The 12,771-nt window shown below is 54.6% G+C and carries 11 protein-coding genes and 1 tRNA gene; 5 read left to right on the forward strand and 7 right to left on the reverse strand.

Going from position 1 to position 12,771, the window contains the following annotated elements:
* Positions 1–64: 64 nt before the first annotated feature.
* The 3 genes from MW046_RS09050 to MW046_RS09060 form a co-directional block, all read right to left on the reverse strand.
* Positions 65–907, reverse strand: coding sequence for an ATP-grasp domain-containing protein (locus MW046_RS09050; RefSeq protein ID WP_247992789.1), 843 nt, complete (start codon positions 905–907; stop codon positions 65–67).
* Between the two features lie 54 nt (positions 908–961).
* Entirely contained in the window at positions 962–3,046 is a 2,085-nt protein-coding gene (locus MW046_RS09055) for a PH domain-containing protein (protein ID WP_247992790.1), read from the reverse strand.
* 103 nt (positions 3,047–3,149) lie between these two features.
* Positions 3,150–3,222: transfer RNA gene (locus MW046_RS09060), tRNA-Arg, on the reverse strand.
* 164 nt (positions 3,223–3,386) lie between these two features.
* On the opposite strand from MW046_RS09060, the gene MW046_RS09065 reads away from it, so the two are divergent.
* The 3 genes from MW046_RS09065 to MW046_RS09080 all read left to right on the forward strand — a co-directional run bounded on the left by MW046_RS09065 (position 3,387) and on the right by MW046_RS09080 (position 6,624).
* A complete protein-coding gene (locus tag MW046_RS09065) occupies positions 3,387–4,829 on the forward strand; it encodes a single-stranded DNA binding protein (RefSeq protein ID WP_247992791.1) in 1,443 nt (480 codons plus the stop codon).
* Positions 4,830–4,925: 96 nt separating this feature from the next.
* A complete protein-coding gene (locus MW046_RS19425; RefSeq protein ID WP_282190204.1) occupies positions 4,926–5,360 on the forward strand; it encodes a histone in 435 nt (144 codons plus the stop codon).
* Positions 5,361–5,607: 247 nt separating this feature from the next.
* Positions 5,608–6,624 carry a histone deacetylase family protein gene (locus tag MW046_RS09080; protein WP_247992792.1) on the forward strand — a complete coding sequence of 339 codons (1,017 nt, stop codon included), beginning with the start codon at positions 5,608–5,610 and terminating at the stop codon, positions 6,622–6,624.
* Between the two features lie 36 nt (positions 6,625–6,660).
* Here MW046_RS09080 and MW046_RS09085 read toward each other — a convergent pair whose 3' ends face one another.
* The 4 genes from MW046_RS09085 to MW046_RS09100 all read right to left on the reverse strand — a co-directional run bounded on the left by MW046_RS09085 (position 6,661) and on the right by MW046_RS09100 (position 10,427).
* Positions 6,661–7,512, reverse strand: a complete 852-nt coding sequence (locus tag MW046_RS09085; protein WP_247992793.1) for a glycosyltransferase — start codon at positions 7,510–7,512, stop codon at positions 6,661–6,663.
* 320 nt (positions 7,513–7,832) lie between these two features.
* A complete protein-coding gene (locus tag MW046_RS09090) occupies positions 7,833–8,087 on the reverse strand; it encodes a glutathione S-transferase N-terminal domain-containing protein (RefSeq protein WP_247992794.1) in 255 nt (84 codons plus the stop codon).
* Between the two features lie 66 nt (positions 8,088–8,153).
* Complete coding sequence (locus tag MW046_RS09095; protein WP_247992795.1) at positions 8,154–9,626, reverse strand: NCS2 family permease; 1,473 nt, start codon at positions 9,624–9,626, stop codon at positions 8,154–8,156.
* An 87-nt stretch (positions 9,627–9,713) separates the two neighbouring features.
* A complete protein-coding gene (locus tag MW046_RS09100) occupies positions 9,714–10,427 on the reverse strand; it encodes a phosphoribosyltransferase family protein (RefSeq protein WP_247992796.1) in 714 nt (237 codons plus the stop codon).
* Positions 10,428–10,487: 60 nt separating this feature from the next.
* On the opposite strand from MW046_RS09100, the gene MW046_RS19720 reads away from it, so the two are divergent.
* Positions 10,488–10,733, forward strand: coding sequence for an AbrB/MazE/SpoVT family DNA-binding domain-containing protein (locus MW046_RS19720; protein ID WP_438268185.1), 246 nt, complete (start codon positions 10,488–10,490; stop codon positions 10,731–10,733).
* A gap of 148 nt (positions 10,734–10,881) precedes the next feature.
* Positions 10,882–12,732 carry a DUF262 domain-containing protein gene (locus MW046_RS09105; RefSeq protein ID WP_247992797.1) on the forward strand — a complete coding sequence of 617 codons (1,851 nt, stop codon included), beginning with the start codon at positions 10,882–10,884 and terminating at the stop codon, positions 12,730–12,732.
* Positions 12,733–12,771 lie beyond the last annotated feature (39 nt).

Below are 12,771 nucleotides of genomic sequence, written 5' to 3' on the forward strand. Positions count from 1 at the left end.
TGTTACGGCATGAGACCTTTACGTTTAGCTTACTGGGCAGCTGACGGTCGTCGGAGGTGTCGAGCTACTGCTTTCGGATGAGGGTGGCGAGTGCGTCGTAAAACCCCGGTTCGTATTTCGACCGCTCGTCGATCGTTGGCCGAGCGTTGGTTTCGGTGACGTAGGGGTGGCCGTCGCTCACGAGCAGATCCACACCGAGATACGGGATGTTGAGCGCGCTTGCCGTTCGTTCCGCGATGTGGCGGTACTCCTCCGGCAGTTCAATCCCTTCTGCTCGCGCGCCTTGGTGGACGTTGTGTTTCCACCGGTTCTGATCGGGATGGCGGCGTTCGACCGCGCCCGCGTATTCGCCGTCGATGACCATCGCTCGGTAGTCCCGAGCCTCGGGCAGGTACTCCTGTACGAGAAACGACTTGTCGGCCGTAGTGCGGTGTTCGTGGAGGAGATCAAGGTAGTCCACGACGCCGAGAAACGCATCGAGATCAGTGGCTGTCGTGACACCTGCGCCGCGAGTGGCTGAGTTCGGTTTTATCACAATGGGCGGATCGAACCGATCGAACACCGACGCTAGTGTCGACCGGTCGACCGGATTCGACACCGCTACTGTCTTCGGTGTCGGGATCCCTGCTTGCTGGAGGCGTGCGATGGTTTCAGCTTTGTGTCTGGATCGAAGCATCGCCTCTCGATCGTTAACCCACGGCACTCCGAGGAAGGCATCCACGACGCCGCCCTCCGGCAGACGAGTCGGATACACGAGCCCGACATCGAACGATCCGAACGGTGTCGAACTCGGATCTAGCACCCGTTCATCAGCCTGTACGTGATCGACAGCGATTTCCCGCTCGGCCAGTGGCTCGCGGATGCGTTCGTACGTCTGGGCGTTGGTCGTGACCGCGAGGCGGAGCATACCGTATCCCAGCGATGCACCGAGGAAAATCCTGTGTCCGATGAATGTGCGGTCTCAGATCCGATCCAACAGCTGTCGTTTTTTCTCGTTGAACTCCTCATCGGAGAGCACGCCTTCGTCGTGGAGTTCCTTGATGTTCTTGAGCTGTTCGGTTGGATCTGGATCTGACCGACCGGTCTCGTTGGCTGCGTCTTTCGCTGCTGTTGCTTTTTTCCGAATGAATTGGAGTGCCTCGCGCAATTCGCTGTCGCTGGGCTGTGACACGCCAATCTTATACGTGAGATTCATAGTGCTAATCGTTACATATCGCAAGGCCACCCCTGTATCGAGATCACACGAAATGATCGAGGAATACGGAATATAACGCTCGTCGTCACCGAGAAACTGTGAGACGTTGATAGCGATTCGCTTGTCGGTGATCGCCGTGAAAACGCCGGTCAGTGAGGATTTATCCTCGGGGCCACCGCCTTCGATATCGAGTGAACTACCACGAAACATGTAGTGAACGGCCTCCCCCGTTTCCAACACGTTTCCCAGCTTCGTGATTCGTGATTCCGTCACCCACGATCCTTGTGGCTCGGCGTCCATGTGGACTTCAAGGCTGTGTTCGATCTCTTTTAGTCCGCTGCCATCGGCTGCTGTGTTCGCGATAAGAAACCGTTCTATCGATCGCAGCTCGTTTTCCTCACGGATCGCGATCGGAGCTTTGAGGAGGAACTGATCGGTCGTCACTTCGATCGTTCTGTCCTCTCGTTCGACCCCATTTATCGCAGAAAGTGAGACGGTCAGTGTCTGATCCCCGTTCTTGTTTCCAGCGACGACCAGCCAGCGCTGATCGGTGATGAGATGCTTTACGGTACCGGCTGCGTTGTGTTCCGGTACTCTCGGTGCGTAGGCTCCTTCGAGTGAGACAGTGGTCATGTCCGTATCAAGGATGAAGTGCGGTTGTTCATCCTCTCGGAGATAGTCGATGAGCGGCTTCGTGTAGAAATCCCGTGTGAGGAGTCCGGTTTTTAGCTTGGTCAGTCGGGGTTCAGTCACGGAGCTGTGGGTGGCGACGTCGATGAGAGCCGTGATTCCGTCCGGATCGGCTCCGGCAGTGGTTTTTTCCGGCTGATCGACTGGTTTTAGTCCGGTCCCATCAACGCCGGTGTTCACGACCAACCATCGATGTAGCCCCTCGAGATCCTCTTCATCGATCTTGATCGGTGCTTCAAAGCGAAACCGATCGGTCGTGAACGAGACTATATTCGTCCACGGCTCTGTTTTCACAGCGAGACCAGTGATATCCTGGAGTGGTATACTGAGCGTCTCATCGCCGTTTTCGTTTCCGGCGACGACCAGCCAGCGCTGATCGGTGATGAGATGCATCGTTGTGTTCGTCCCCGCTTGTTTTGGGGGCGTCGGAGCTGACGATCCTACGAGATCGATTTTCCCATCGGACAGTCCTGGCGAAAAGAGGAAGTGCGGTTGTTCGTTCTCACCGAGGTAATCGATGAGGGGTTTGGTGTACAACTTCCCTGTGAGTAGCCCGAACTCGAGTTCGGTCAGTCGTTGTTCGGTCACTGAGTCGTGGAGAGCGTTGTCGATGAGTTCGCCAACGTCCAGTGATGCTGTCGTCTCAGGCTCCTCATCGGCTACGAGCTGCTGTAACCCCGTCCCTGTGGCTGCCGTGTTCGCGACGAGCCATTCTTGTAGGGTTTGAACTATGTCACTTTCGTGCGTTTTTGCGATCGGAGCATCCAGCCGAAACTGTTCAGTCGTGAATGAAACGTCGTGTGACAGCAAGTCAGTCTCGACGGAAATCCCTGTGATATCCTGGAGTGGCACACTAAGCGTTTCATCGCCGTTCTTATTTCCGGCGACGACCAGCCAGCGCTGATCGGTGATGAGATGCTTTACGGTACCGGCTGCTGTCATTTCCGGTTTCGCTGGGATATCTGGGCCGGAAAGCGAGATATTTCCGGCTCTATCAAGGATGAAATGGGGCTGTTCGTCGTCAGTAAGGTACTCGATGAGTGGCTGGGTGTACAGATACCCCATAAGAACGCCGAACTTACGCTCGGTCAACCGGTGTTCAGTCACGGACTCGTGTACTGCCGCTTCACTGCATTTCGTGCTGTCTTTCCTACCGGCCATTATATAGAAAAACGATCACGTCATCATTTAACACTGTGGATGGTATCGTATCAACAATGTATCTACTTCGTAGATACTTCACTACTAGTGGTCATCAGAAACACGTCCTGACGGAGATTTGAACTCCGGTCCCTGGCTCCGCAAGCCAAGAGGATAGTCCACTACCCTATCAGGACTCATCCCTCTCTTTCGTGTATTCCCCTAAAGCCGTTGCGATTCGAACTCGTCATCCATCGTTTCGGGTCCGAACATTGAAACGGGAAACGGGAGCCACACAGCGTATGTGGACGGAATCGTCTAACCGACAGTGCTTAGCGGCCGTGTTACCATATTCAGCGTAATGAGCCAGATCGAGGATCTCTACGAGGAACTAGATCCCGACGTCAGTCAGGAGGCGTTTCGGGACGCTGTCGAGGCAAAGACCGAAGAGATGGCCGGTCTCGTCGACACGGAAACCGCCGCACAGATCGTCGTCCATGAGGTTTCCGACAGCCAGCCGAACTCGATCGCGGCGATCGATCCGGGTCCGACGGAGGTAGCGTTCGTCGGTAAGGTGACGTCCGTCGGCGAGCTCCGAACGTTCGAACGCGACGGCACCGATGGCAGCGACGACGATCAGGACGACGGCCACGTGTTGAACATCGAGGTTGCTGACGAAACCGGCCGGATTCGCGTTTCGTTGTGGGATGATCGCGCGATCGCGGCCGCCGAGGAACTAGCCTGTGAGCAGGTGCTTCGAATCAAAGGTCGGCCGACAGATGGCTACTCCGGGATCGAGGTGAGCGCGAGTCGCATCGAACCCGCACCCGACACCGAGATCGACGTGTCTGTCGATCCTGAGACCACCATCGAGGGTCTTTCGATGGACCAGTACGACGTGACGCTTACGGCGCGAGTGCTCGCCACGGAACCAGTGCGTACGTTCACCCGAGACGATGGAAGCGACGGTCGCGTTTCGAACCTCCTGATCGGTGATGAGTCGGGACACGTTCGCGTCGCATTGTGGGACGAACAGGCCGACAGCGTTGACGATCTCTCGTCTGGAACATCGATCGAGATCATCGATGGCTCCGTGAGCGAGCGCGATGGACAGCTCGAACTCCACGTCGGAAACGGTGGCACCGTCGAACCGATCGACGAGGAAGTCGAGTTCGTTCTCGATGCGGCGTCGATCGAGTCGCTTGAGGTCGGACAAACGGCCGACATCGCCGGCGTCATCCGGTCGACCGATTCAAAGCGAACGTTTGAGCGCGATGATGGAAGCGAGGGACAGGTCCGAAACGTCCGCGTTCAGGATCAGACGGCCGACATCCGCGTCGCGCTCTGGGGTGAGAAGGCCGATATCGATATCGCACCGGGGGATGAGGCGTTGTTTGCGGGCGTCGAGATCGAAGACGGGTGGAAGGATTCCATAGAAGCCTCGGCCGGATGGCGATCGACGGTCACGGTGTTGGACGACGACGCGTCAAGTGGGGATGCTGCGAACACGACGGACACGACAGGAGCTACTTCGTCGGGGGCGGACGACCGAGCGGAGACGGGAAGTGGTTCCCTCGTCGCGTTCACTGACGGGGAGACCGCTGCCAGTACTACTGAGCACCAGACGAGCACCGAACGGCAGGAGTTCACTGGGACTGTCGTTCAAACTGGTGACCCGGTGATTCTCGATGACGGACAGACGACCATTTCGGTCGCAACCGATGTGGATGTGCATCTTGGAGAGGAGATCACTGTTCACGGCCGGATCAGAGACGGCACGCTCGACGCTGACGATGTCCTATGACGACCTCCACGCCAGCGATACCACGCTGGTTCCGGGATCTCTTCCGCTGTCAGCTAACGCGGAACGTTTAAGCCTGCGACAGCCGGGTATGTGGCTATGAGCGTCGAGCTACCGTTTGCCCCGGTAGACGCTGTTATCCGTCGGAACGCTGGAAATCTCCGGGTGAGCGCCGACGCAGCCGAGGTTCTGGCCCGTCGTATTCAAACACACGGTGCAGCGTTGGCGGTTGATGCTGCCGAACGAGCGACCGAAAACGGTCGAAAGACGTTAATGACGGAGGATTTCGGCGTCGAATCGGCTGATCGAAGCACCGTCGACCTTCCGATCGCTCCCGTCGATCGTATCGCCCGCCTCGATATCGACGATCGGTACCGCGTTTCGATGGACGCCCGCGTCGCGTTGGCAGCACGCCTCGAATCGTATGCGACTGCGATCGCCGCGGCGGCGGCGGCGTTCGCCCGTCACGCCGGTCGTCGGACGATCAAATCCGAGGACGTCGAACTGTATTTCGACGTCGAACAGCACTTCTAGTAATGCTTCCCACGACTACAGTCGTGGGCGTTCCCTCGGCGGGTTTCCGCCCACGACTCGCTCACCCGCAGGCACAGCATACGACACACCACTGCGATCGAATCGCGGTGAGTCGTACCGACGGCTCTACATCCACCGCATCGAACGCGTTCCCTTCCCGCAGTGGACAGCTTGACGTGGCCTCTCCGGCCATGACCCGGCTGTCTGAGCGGCGCACCACGAGCAGACGAATCGGGTCGAGCTACGTATGAAGTTCGGCCACCGTGAACAATGCCTCTTACACGATACCGGAGCGCGTCATCCCGAATCACCGGATCGGATCCGCGCGATCCGTCGCGTCTTATCGCACGAGCACGGCGTTGAGTACGTCACTCCCGAGTCGGTGTCTCCGGAGATCGTGACCACGGTCCACGATCCCGGCTACGTCGAACAAGTACGGGAGTTCTGTGCCGACGGTGGTGGACAGTGGGATGCTGATACGGTCGCCGTTTCGGAGACGTGGGACGCCGCGCTTGCGAGTGCGGGTATTGCCGTGTGGGCCACCGAGACGGCACTTGATGGGGCGTCGGGGCGCGAAACACCGTTTTCGATCGGTCGTCCCCCGGGACACCACGCCATCGCCGACGATGCGATGGGATTTTGCTTTTTCAACAACGCCGCGATCGCAACCGAGACAGCATTAGAGCGCATCGACCGGGTAGCGATCATCGATTGGGACGTTCACCACGGCAACGGCACCAACGACATCTTTTATGATCGCGACGACGTGTTTTATGCCTCGTTACACGAACAGGGGTTGTATCCCGGTACTGGAACAGTCGAAGAAACCGGTGTCGATGCGGGTGCAGGCCGAACGCTCAATCTTCCGCTTCCACCGGGAAGCGACGACGCTGTCTACCTGTATGCCTTCGAAGAAGCCATTATACCGGCCTTAGAGCGGTTCGATCCGGACCTCCTTATCGTGAGTGCGGGCTTCGACGCTCACGAACGCGATCCGATCTCTCGCATGCGGGTCTCGACGGAGGGATACGGGGTGCTCACCGCCCGGTGTCGCGCGCTCTCGGACCGTCTCGATGCCGCTCTCGCGTTCGTGCTCGAAGGTGGCTACGGACTTGAATCGCTTTCGGACGGTGTCCGCATGATCAACGACGTGTGTGACGGGCGCGAGCCAGTCGAACCGGATGAACCTGTCAGCGAAAGCGGCCGAACGGTCGTCGACACGGCGCGCGAACAGCTGTTCGATGCCGCCGACTGGGCTGATTGAAAGCGCCTTCGAAACGCCCGTGGGTCGCTCTACCGTTCAATTGCCGGTCTGATTTCTGAAGCGAGTGTACACGTATTTTCTGACCGAATTGGGTGCGAACCGGATCCCAACACGGGTGAGGACGTTGAACGTGAACTCGGATGCACCGATGAATCCTCGTCGGTACCAGCCACATTGCTGTTCGAACTCCCGTCGAGCGTACTCGTAGCCTTTCCGACGGTCGTACAGTTCGTCTCCGGCTCGCATCTTTAACAGGACTTCAGGCACGTTCCAGAACCGGGCACCGTTCATGAGCATCCGGACCCACAGATCGTAATCTTCCATCCGAGACACAGCCCGATAGTTCCCTACTTCCATCACTGATTCCCGACGGAACAGCACCGTAGCGTGGTTCATCGGACTCCGGAACTTGGCTCGCTTTTCTATCTCGTCGTGACGACATGGTACCGTCCGTTTTGCGTGTGTTTCGTCGGGATCGGTGTCGAATTCGGCGAGATATCCTCCAACAACGTCGATATCTGGGTTGTTGTGGAGAAACTTCATTTGACTCTCGAATCGATCCGGGACGCTGACGTCGTCGGCATCCATCCTGGCGACGTACTCGTGGGAACACTCCTGCATCCCTTCCCGCAAGGCATTACCCAGTCCTTGGTTGGTTTCGATCTCGTGGACCCTGAACGTCTTTTCGTAGTCGTCTTTCCACGTTCGAATAACGGTTTCGAGCGGCTCGGGCACAGGCCCGTCCCGAACGACCAGGATCTCGTCCGGAACGAGCGTCTGCTCTGCGATGCTCGTAATCGCTGTATCGAAATGGTCGGGATCGTCGCCAGCGTACACCGGCAAGAGAACGGAAAAGGGCGAAATATCTACGTTTGATGATCGGCTCATCGGCACTCTTCGAGAACTATCACGGACCGCTAAATATGAAACTTGTGCTATCATATCTCCACATACTAATATATTAATATCAAGAATGGTGTGGAGAATTCATATCGCTGGATATCGTAGTAGCAACACGGACCGTCGGGCTATCGATCGCTATTGAGACGTTGAGTGTTCCCGATCCGAGGCTGATGGCTTGTGCTCGGTACCGACACCGTATTGTCTACTGACAGATAGTCCGCGGATGAACACTCCGATTCGTTACTTTCGCGGTGTGTTACGTTGCTCTTCTAGAGAGGCAGTTCTACCACTCGGTCGCCTTCGAACTATGCTTGTTCGCCGTAGGTTTCTTCGAGATACGCGATGATATCGCTCGACTCCGGCAGTCCTTCGACGCCGTGCTCGTGGTCGACGAGCACGGGCACACCGGTTTGCCCGCTCACTTCCTTGACTTCGTCGCGTTCTGCATGGGATCGAGGTACCATGTGTGATTCGTAATCGAGTCCAAGCTCCTCTAATTTCTGTGTGACTGTCGCACAGAACGGACACCCCTCCAGTTCGTAGAGCTCGATCGATGACATCGGTGTGGTTACGTTCGGGGCCGGTAATAAAACACCGCCGATACACCTCAGAAACAATCAATATATTTATATAAGGTGTGTGAGGAGTCCGCTCGTACGAACGTAGAAATAGAGGACGAAAACCATGAGCAGCGCCATCTGCCCCGGTCTGACGTCAGCCCACTCGCCGCCAGCGGCCTTTACGACCGGGTAGGCGATGATCCCTGCCGCGATGCCATAGGCGATCGAGAACGTAAAGGGCATTACGAGTAGCGTTAGTGCCGCCGGCACGGCGTGGGTAAAATCGTCCCACTGGATGTCCACGATGCCTCGGAGCATGAGAACCGCAACGACGACGAGCGCGATGTGAGAGGCGTGCATCGGGATCGCCGAGGCCAACGGAACGATCGCCAGCGATGCGAGAAACAGTCCAGCGACGACGACTGCAGTCAGACCAGTCCGTCCGCCTTCCTCGACGCCGGTCGCCGATTCGATGTACGTCGTTACCGTCGACGTGCCGAGGATACCACCTACAGTCGTGCCGATCGCGTCGGCCAACAGTGGCTTGTCGATCTCGGGGACGTTGCCGTCCTCATCGAGGAAGCCAGCGGCTTGAGAGACGCCCGTTAACGTCCCTGCCGTGTCGAAGAAGTCCACGAAGAAGAACGTGAACACGATCAGCGCGAACGCGAGCGAATCGATGTCGGCCAATCCTTCGAGAAACGCACCGATCAGGGGGGTGATGTCGTAGCCACCGCTGGTGTAGCTGAACGCCGACAGGGGATCGGACGACAGTGTCGACACCGAGATGGGATCGAGCACCGCGTCGCTGCTCAGCGTCGTTCCTTGTGGCGCGTTTTTCGCGGGGACAGCGTTGTATCCGAGTGCAGCCGCGAGGTAGCTCATCACCGTCGTCCCAAGTACACCGAGAACGATCGAGCCTCGAATCCCGCGTGCGTGCAACGCGAACGTCACGAACAGCCCGACGACGGAAATGATCGCCACTGGATCGGTCGCAAACACCGGGTTGAGCGACACGAACGTGCTCGCATCACCAGCGGTAACCCGCATCGCTTGTAACCCGATGATAGCGAGGTACAGTCCGATTCCTGCACCGACCGCGAGTTTCACCGGTTTCGGAAACAGCTCGATCACGTATTTGCGCGCGCCGATCAGGGTCAACACTCCGAAGATCACGCCTTCTACGACGATCGCTGCGAGCGCCGTCCGCCACGGGACACCGAGCGTCCCGACGACTGTGAACGCGAAAAACGCGTTCAACCCGAGTCCCGGTGCCAACGCGAACGGACGGTTGGCGTACACCCCCATCACGAACGTCGCAACCGCTGCCGACAGGATCGTCACTACTGTGAGCATCTGTACGATCTGCGCGTCGCTCCGGGTACCGACATCTATCACCTGTCCCATGATCTGCGGGTTCACCACGACGATGTACGACATCGTCAAAAACGTCGTCAGCCCGGCGACGATCTCGGTCCGGAGGTCGGTGTCGTGCTCCTCGAGTCCGAAGAGCGATGAGATCCCATCGATCGGTGCCATCTTACACGAATGAGCATAATCGAAACAGCGTAATTAAGTATTTCTATCGACTTCCGATAGAAATATACACGATCATGGATAGGTGTGCTATTCGAGCGTTAGTAGTGATTCGACAGGTGCATCGGTTCGTTGGCGGGCGATCTCGATCCCATCGTCGCCGACTGCGATGAGGGTGAACACGCCGACGACGGAGGCTTCCGCGATGGACGCGATGTCCAACAGGAGTTCTTGGGTTTCTCCCGACCGGATCAGATCGTCGACGACGAGCACCCGTTGGTCCGGTTCGAGCGCGTGTTCGGGCAGATAATACGTGAGTTCGATCCCGCTGGCGAGTCGAGATCGTGCCTCGATGAACTCTTCGACGGCGGTTTCTTTGGTTTTTTTCGCGTAGGCGATGCGGGCGTCGAAGTACCGCGCCATCGCCGATCCGAGCGTGATTCCGTCGGTTGCGGCGGTTAACACGACGTCTGGCTGGTCGAAGTCGAACGCCTCTGCGGCTACGGGCGCGGTGAGGTCGAGAAACGTCTGATCGAACACGAGCGCCGAATTATCGATGTATCCCGCGTCGTCGAACGCGATGTGTCGTTCGAGTTCGTCGGCGAGCGCTTGGGGACCGATGTCCGCCAGCAGTTGCCGGGCGCGTTCTGTGCCCGGCAGGACGTGTCCGTTGACGTACCGGTTCAGATCGCCTGCCGGAAAGCCGGTCGTTTCAGCTAGCTCCTCGTACGTTCGCGTCTCTTTGAGCGTCCGCAACACTGCAACCGCCCGTAACTGGAGGGTCGCTTTCTCCGCCCTGTTCATATCCTCATTCTCCAATGCACAGGTATGGATACTTCGATTTGGATATCCCAGAATATGAGCATGGTCGTGAGTAAATTAGTGCAAGGGTCGTTCCCGTGGCGTCGTGACGATTTTGCCCGATTCTCCCGTAGTAGAATCGAGCAGTGGTATGGACACCCGTTTCGATACCCAGTAAATCGAGAGCAAAGGGGCGTCACGACCCCGAAATCGGTTCGCGAACGATCGGATCTCACACCTGGCGATTACGTCGACATCGATGTTGAGGGTGGTTTTGTCGTACTCCGGCCTCGTGTTTCACGGGAATAGTTATTCGGACTTAAAAGTATGATTTGTTGGGACCGAGCAGCCGGTGCCATGAATATTGATTTCGGAGCCATAAATGATTATACTCCAACAATAATGCTCATAGAGAAATGGACAAAATTTTTATAAATGGCATAACTCGATGTAGGCTATGACCTATCAATCGATGCAAATTGCGAATATTATTCCCGACATTAATAATCAGTTTTTCCTACCTGGTATTCAACGTGAATTTGTCTGGAATACAGATCAAATTATTCAGCTATTCGATTCAGTTATTAGGGGCTACCCGATTGGTTCGTTCCTCTTTTGGAACGTTAGGGGTAAAGTTGCAAAAGAACGTATCAAATATGAATTCATCAAACATTACATTACTGAAGGTGTATATCCTGCTGAATTTGACGATAGGGACTTTCGCAATCCAAAAGTTCGAGATGAGTACAGCGAAGGTCTCCCTAATAAATTGACGCTAGTGCTTGATGGCCAACAACGACTTTCGTCTTTCTATATTGGACTTAAGGGAAGTCTTACAGATCGTGGCTATAACCAACGCAAGAAAAAGCCTGATTCTTGGGATCGTAAAAAGCTGTATATGAATTTGTTGTTTGATAATGCGACAGTCATGGACAATGAATTCGGATTGAAATATATGTTGGAATTCAAAGAACCCAAGCCCTCTCACTCAGAGACTGAATACTGGTTTTTTGTTGGTGATATTCTAGATATCGAGTCACGAGATGATGCGTATGAGAGAACTGATGAAATCATGAATGAACTTGAGATGGTCGGAATTGATGGAATTGAGAGGTCAAATATTCAACGAAACCTCAACGACCTTTGGCAAACTTTCCACGAACGGAATATAATCAACTATTATGAATTGGGGGCGAAACATAATGATGATATACTCGATATCTTTATTAGAGCGAATGATGGCGGGACGCAATTAAGCAAAGAAGAGATGATGCTGTCCGTAGCGACAGCAGAGTGGTCAAAAAGTAATAATCCAACTGATGCTAGAAAAAAGGTTACCACGTTAGTTGATAAACTCAATAACTATTATCCAAATTCTAATTTCAATTTTGCCACCAATTTTGTCTTGCGTAGTCTCCTTGTAGCGACTGGTTTGCGAAGTAAATACGATATGCAGGCATTTTCATCCGATAATCTACAAGAGATGAAATCTACCTTCGAAGAGGATGAATTTGAGGGGTCATTTTTTAAGGCATTAGATTTAATCAAGAGTTATGGATTAGATGGACGTTCTGTCTCCTCAACTGTGGCAATTATCCCAATAGTTTATTTCTTCTATTTAAATAAAAATTATAACTTAAGCTGGGAATCTAAACAGGGTCGGAAAACGAGAGCAAAGATTTTCTACTGGCTTTCGACTACCCTCCTGAAGGGAAGTTATACACAGTCAGGACATCAGGTGATGACAGTTACACAAGATGCTATTGAGGCTGCGCCACGCGGTGTGTTTCCGCTTGAAAGCCTCCATCATGAAGTACTTGCAATGGGGAAACCAATCACATTCCTTGAGGAGGAAGCGCGAGAGATGCTTCAGAGTCTCAAGTATCGTGACAGACATGCTAAAATATTTCTTTCACTGCTGTACTTCCCTGATCCAGCTAGTGAGCACGAGACATTCGAAATCGATCATATCTTTCCTAGAAGTGAATTAACTGAAAGGAATTTGATAGAAGACTATGATATGAATGTTACCCAAGCAAAACGGTATGATTCACTCCGAGATAGTATTCTCAATCTCCAATTGCTTACGCCAGAAGAAAATGCTGAGAAAGCAGATCGTCCATACAATGAGTGGCTTCAGAGTCGACATGAATCACAACTAAACCGACACTATATTCCTCAAGATGATAATCAAGATCTGTATACTGTTGCTCAGTTCGAAGATTTTCTCAACCTGCGCAAAGAACTGATCGTTTCTGAAATTATTGAGATGTCTAACAAAATAGAAGAGTTGTTCGATAGCTCGTAGGCTGATATCTCTCGACTACTAATTCATTTTAGTAGAACG

It is taken from the genome of Halocatena salina (assembly GCF_023115355.1).
In the GTDB taxonomy this organism is placed as follows: Archaea; Halobacteriota; Halobacteria; order Halobacteriales; family Haloarculaceae; genus Halocatena; species Halocatena salina.

What these genes read in the sequence shown, in the direction of transcription:
- MW046_RS09095 (WP_247992795.1), bottom strand. Translation starts at nt 9,626, where the DNA reads ATGGCACCGATCGATGGGATCTCATCGCTCTTCGGACTCGAGGAGCAC.
- MW046_RS19720 (WP_438268185.1), top strand. Translation starts at nt 10,488, where the DNA reads ATGGTCGTGAGTAAATTAGTGCAAGGGTCGTTCCCGTGGCGTCGTGAC.
- MW046_RS09065 (WP_247992791.1), top strand. Translation starts at nt 3,387, where the DNA reads ATGAGCCAGATCGAGGATCTCTACGAGGAACTAGATCCCGACGTCAGT.
- MW046_RS09085 (WP_247992793.1), bottom strand. Translation starts at nt 7,512, where the DNA reads ATGAGCCGATCATCAAACGTAGATATTTCGCCCTTTTCCGTTCTCTTG.
- MW046_RS09055 (WP_247992790.1), bottom strand. Translation starts at nt 3,046, where the DNA reads ATGGCCGGTAGGAAAGACAGCACGAAATGCAGTGAAGCGGCAGTACAC.
- MW046_RS09105 (WP_247992797.1), top strand. Translation starts at nt 10,882, where the DNA reads ATGACCTATCAATCGATGCAAATTGCGAATATTATTCCCGACATTAAT.
- MW046_RS09050 (WP_247992789.1), bottom strand. Translation starts at nt 907, where the DNA reads ATGCTCCGCCTCGCGGTCACGACCAACGCCCAGACGTACGAACGCATC.
- MW046_RS09100 (WP_247992796.1), bottom strand. Translation starts at nt 10,427, where the DNA reads ATGAACAGGGCGGAGAAAGCGACCCTCCAGTTACGGGCGGTTGCAGTG.
- MW046_RS09090 (WP_247992794.1), bottom strand. Translation starts at nt 8,087, where the DNA reads ATGTCATCGATCGAGCTCTACGAACTGGAGGGGTGTCCGTTCTGTGCG.
- MW046_RS09080 (WP_247992792.1), top strand. Translation starts at nt 5,608, where the DNA reads ATGAAGTTCGGCCACCGTGAACAATGCCTCTTACACGATACCGGAGCG.
- MW046_RS19425 (WP_282190204.1), top strand. Translation starts at nt 4,926, where the DNA reads ATGAGCGTCGAGCTACCGTTTGCCCCGGTAGACGCTGTTATCCGTCGG.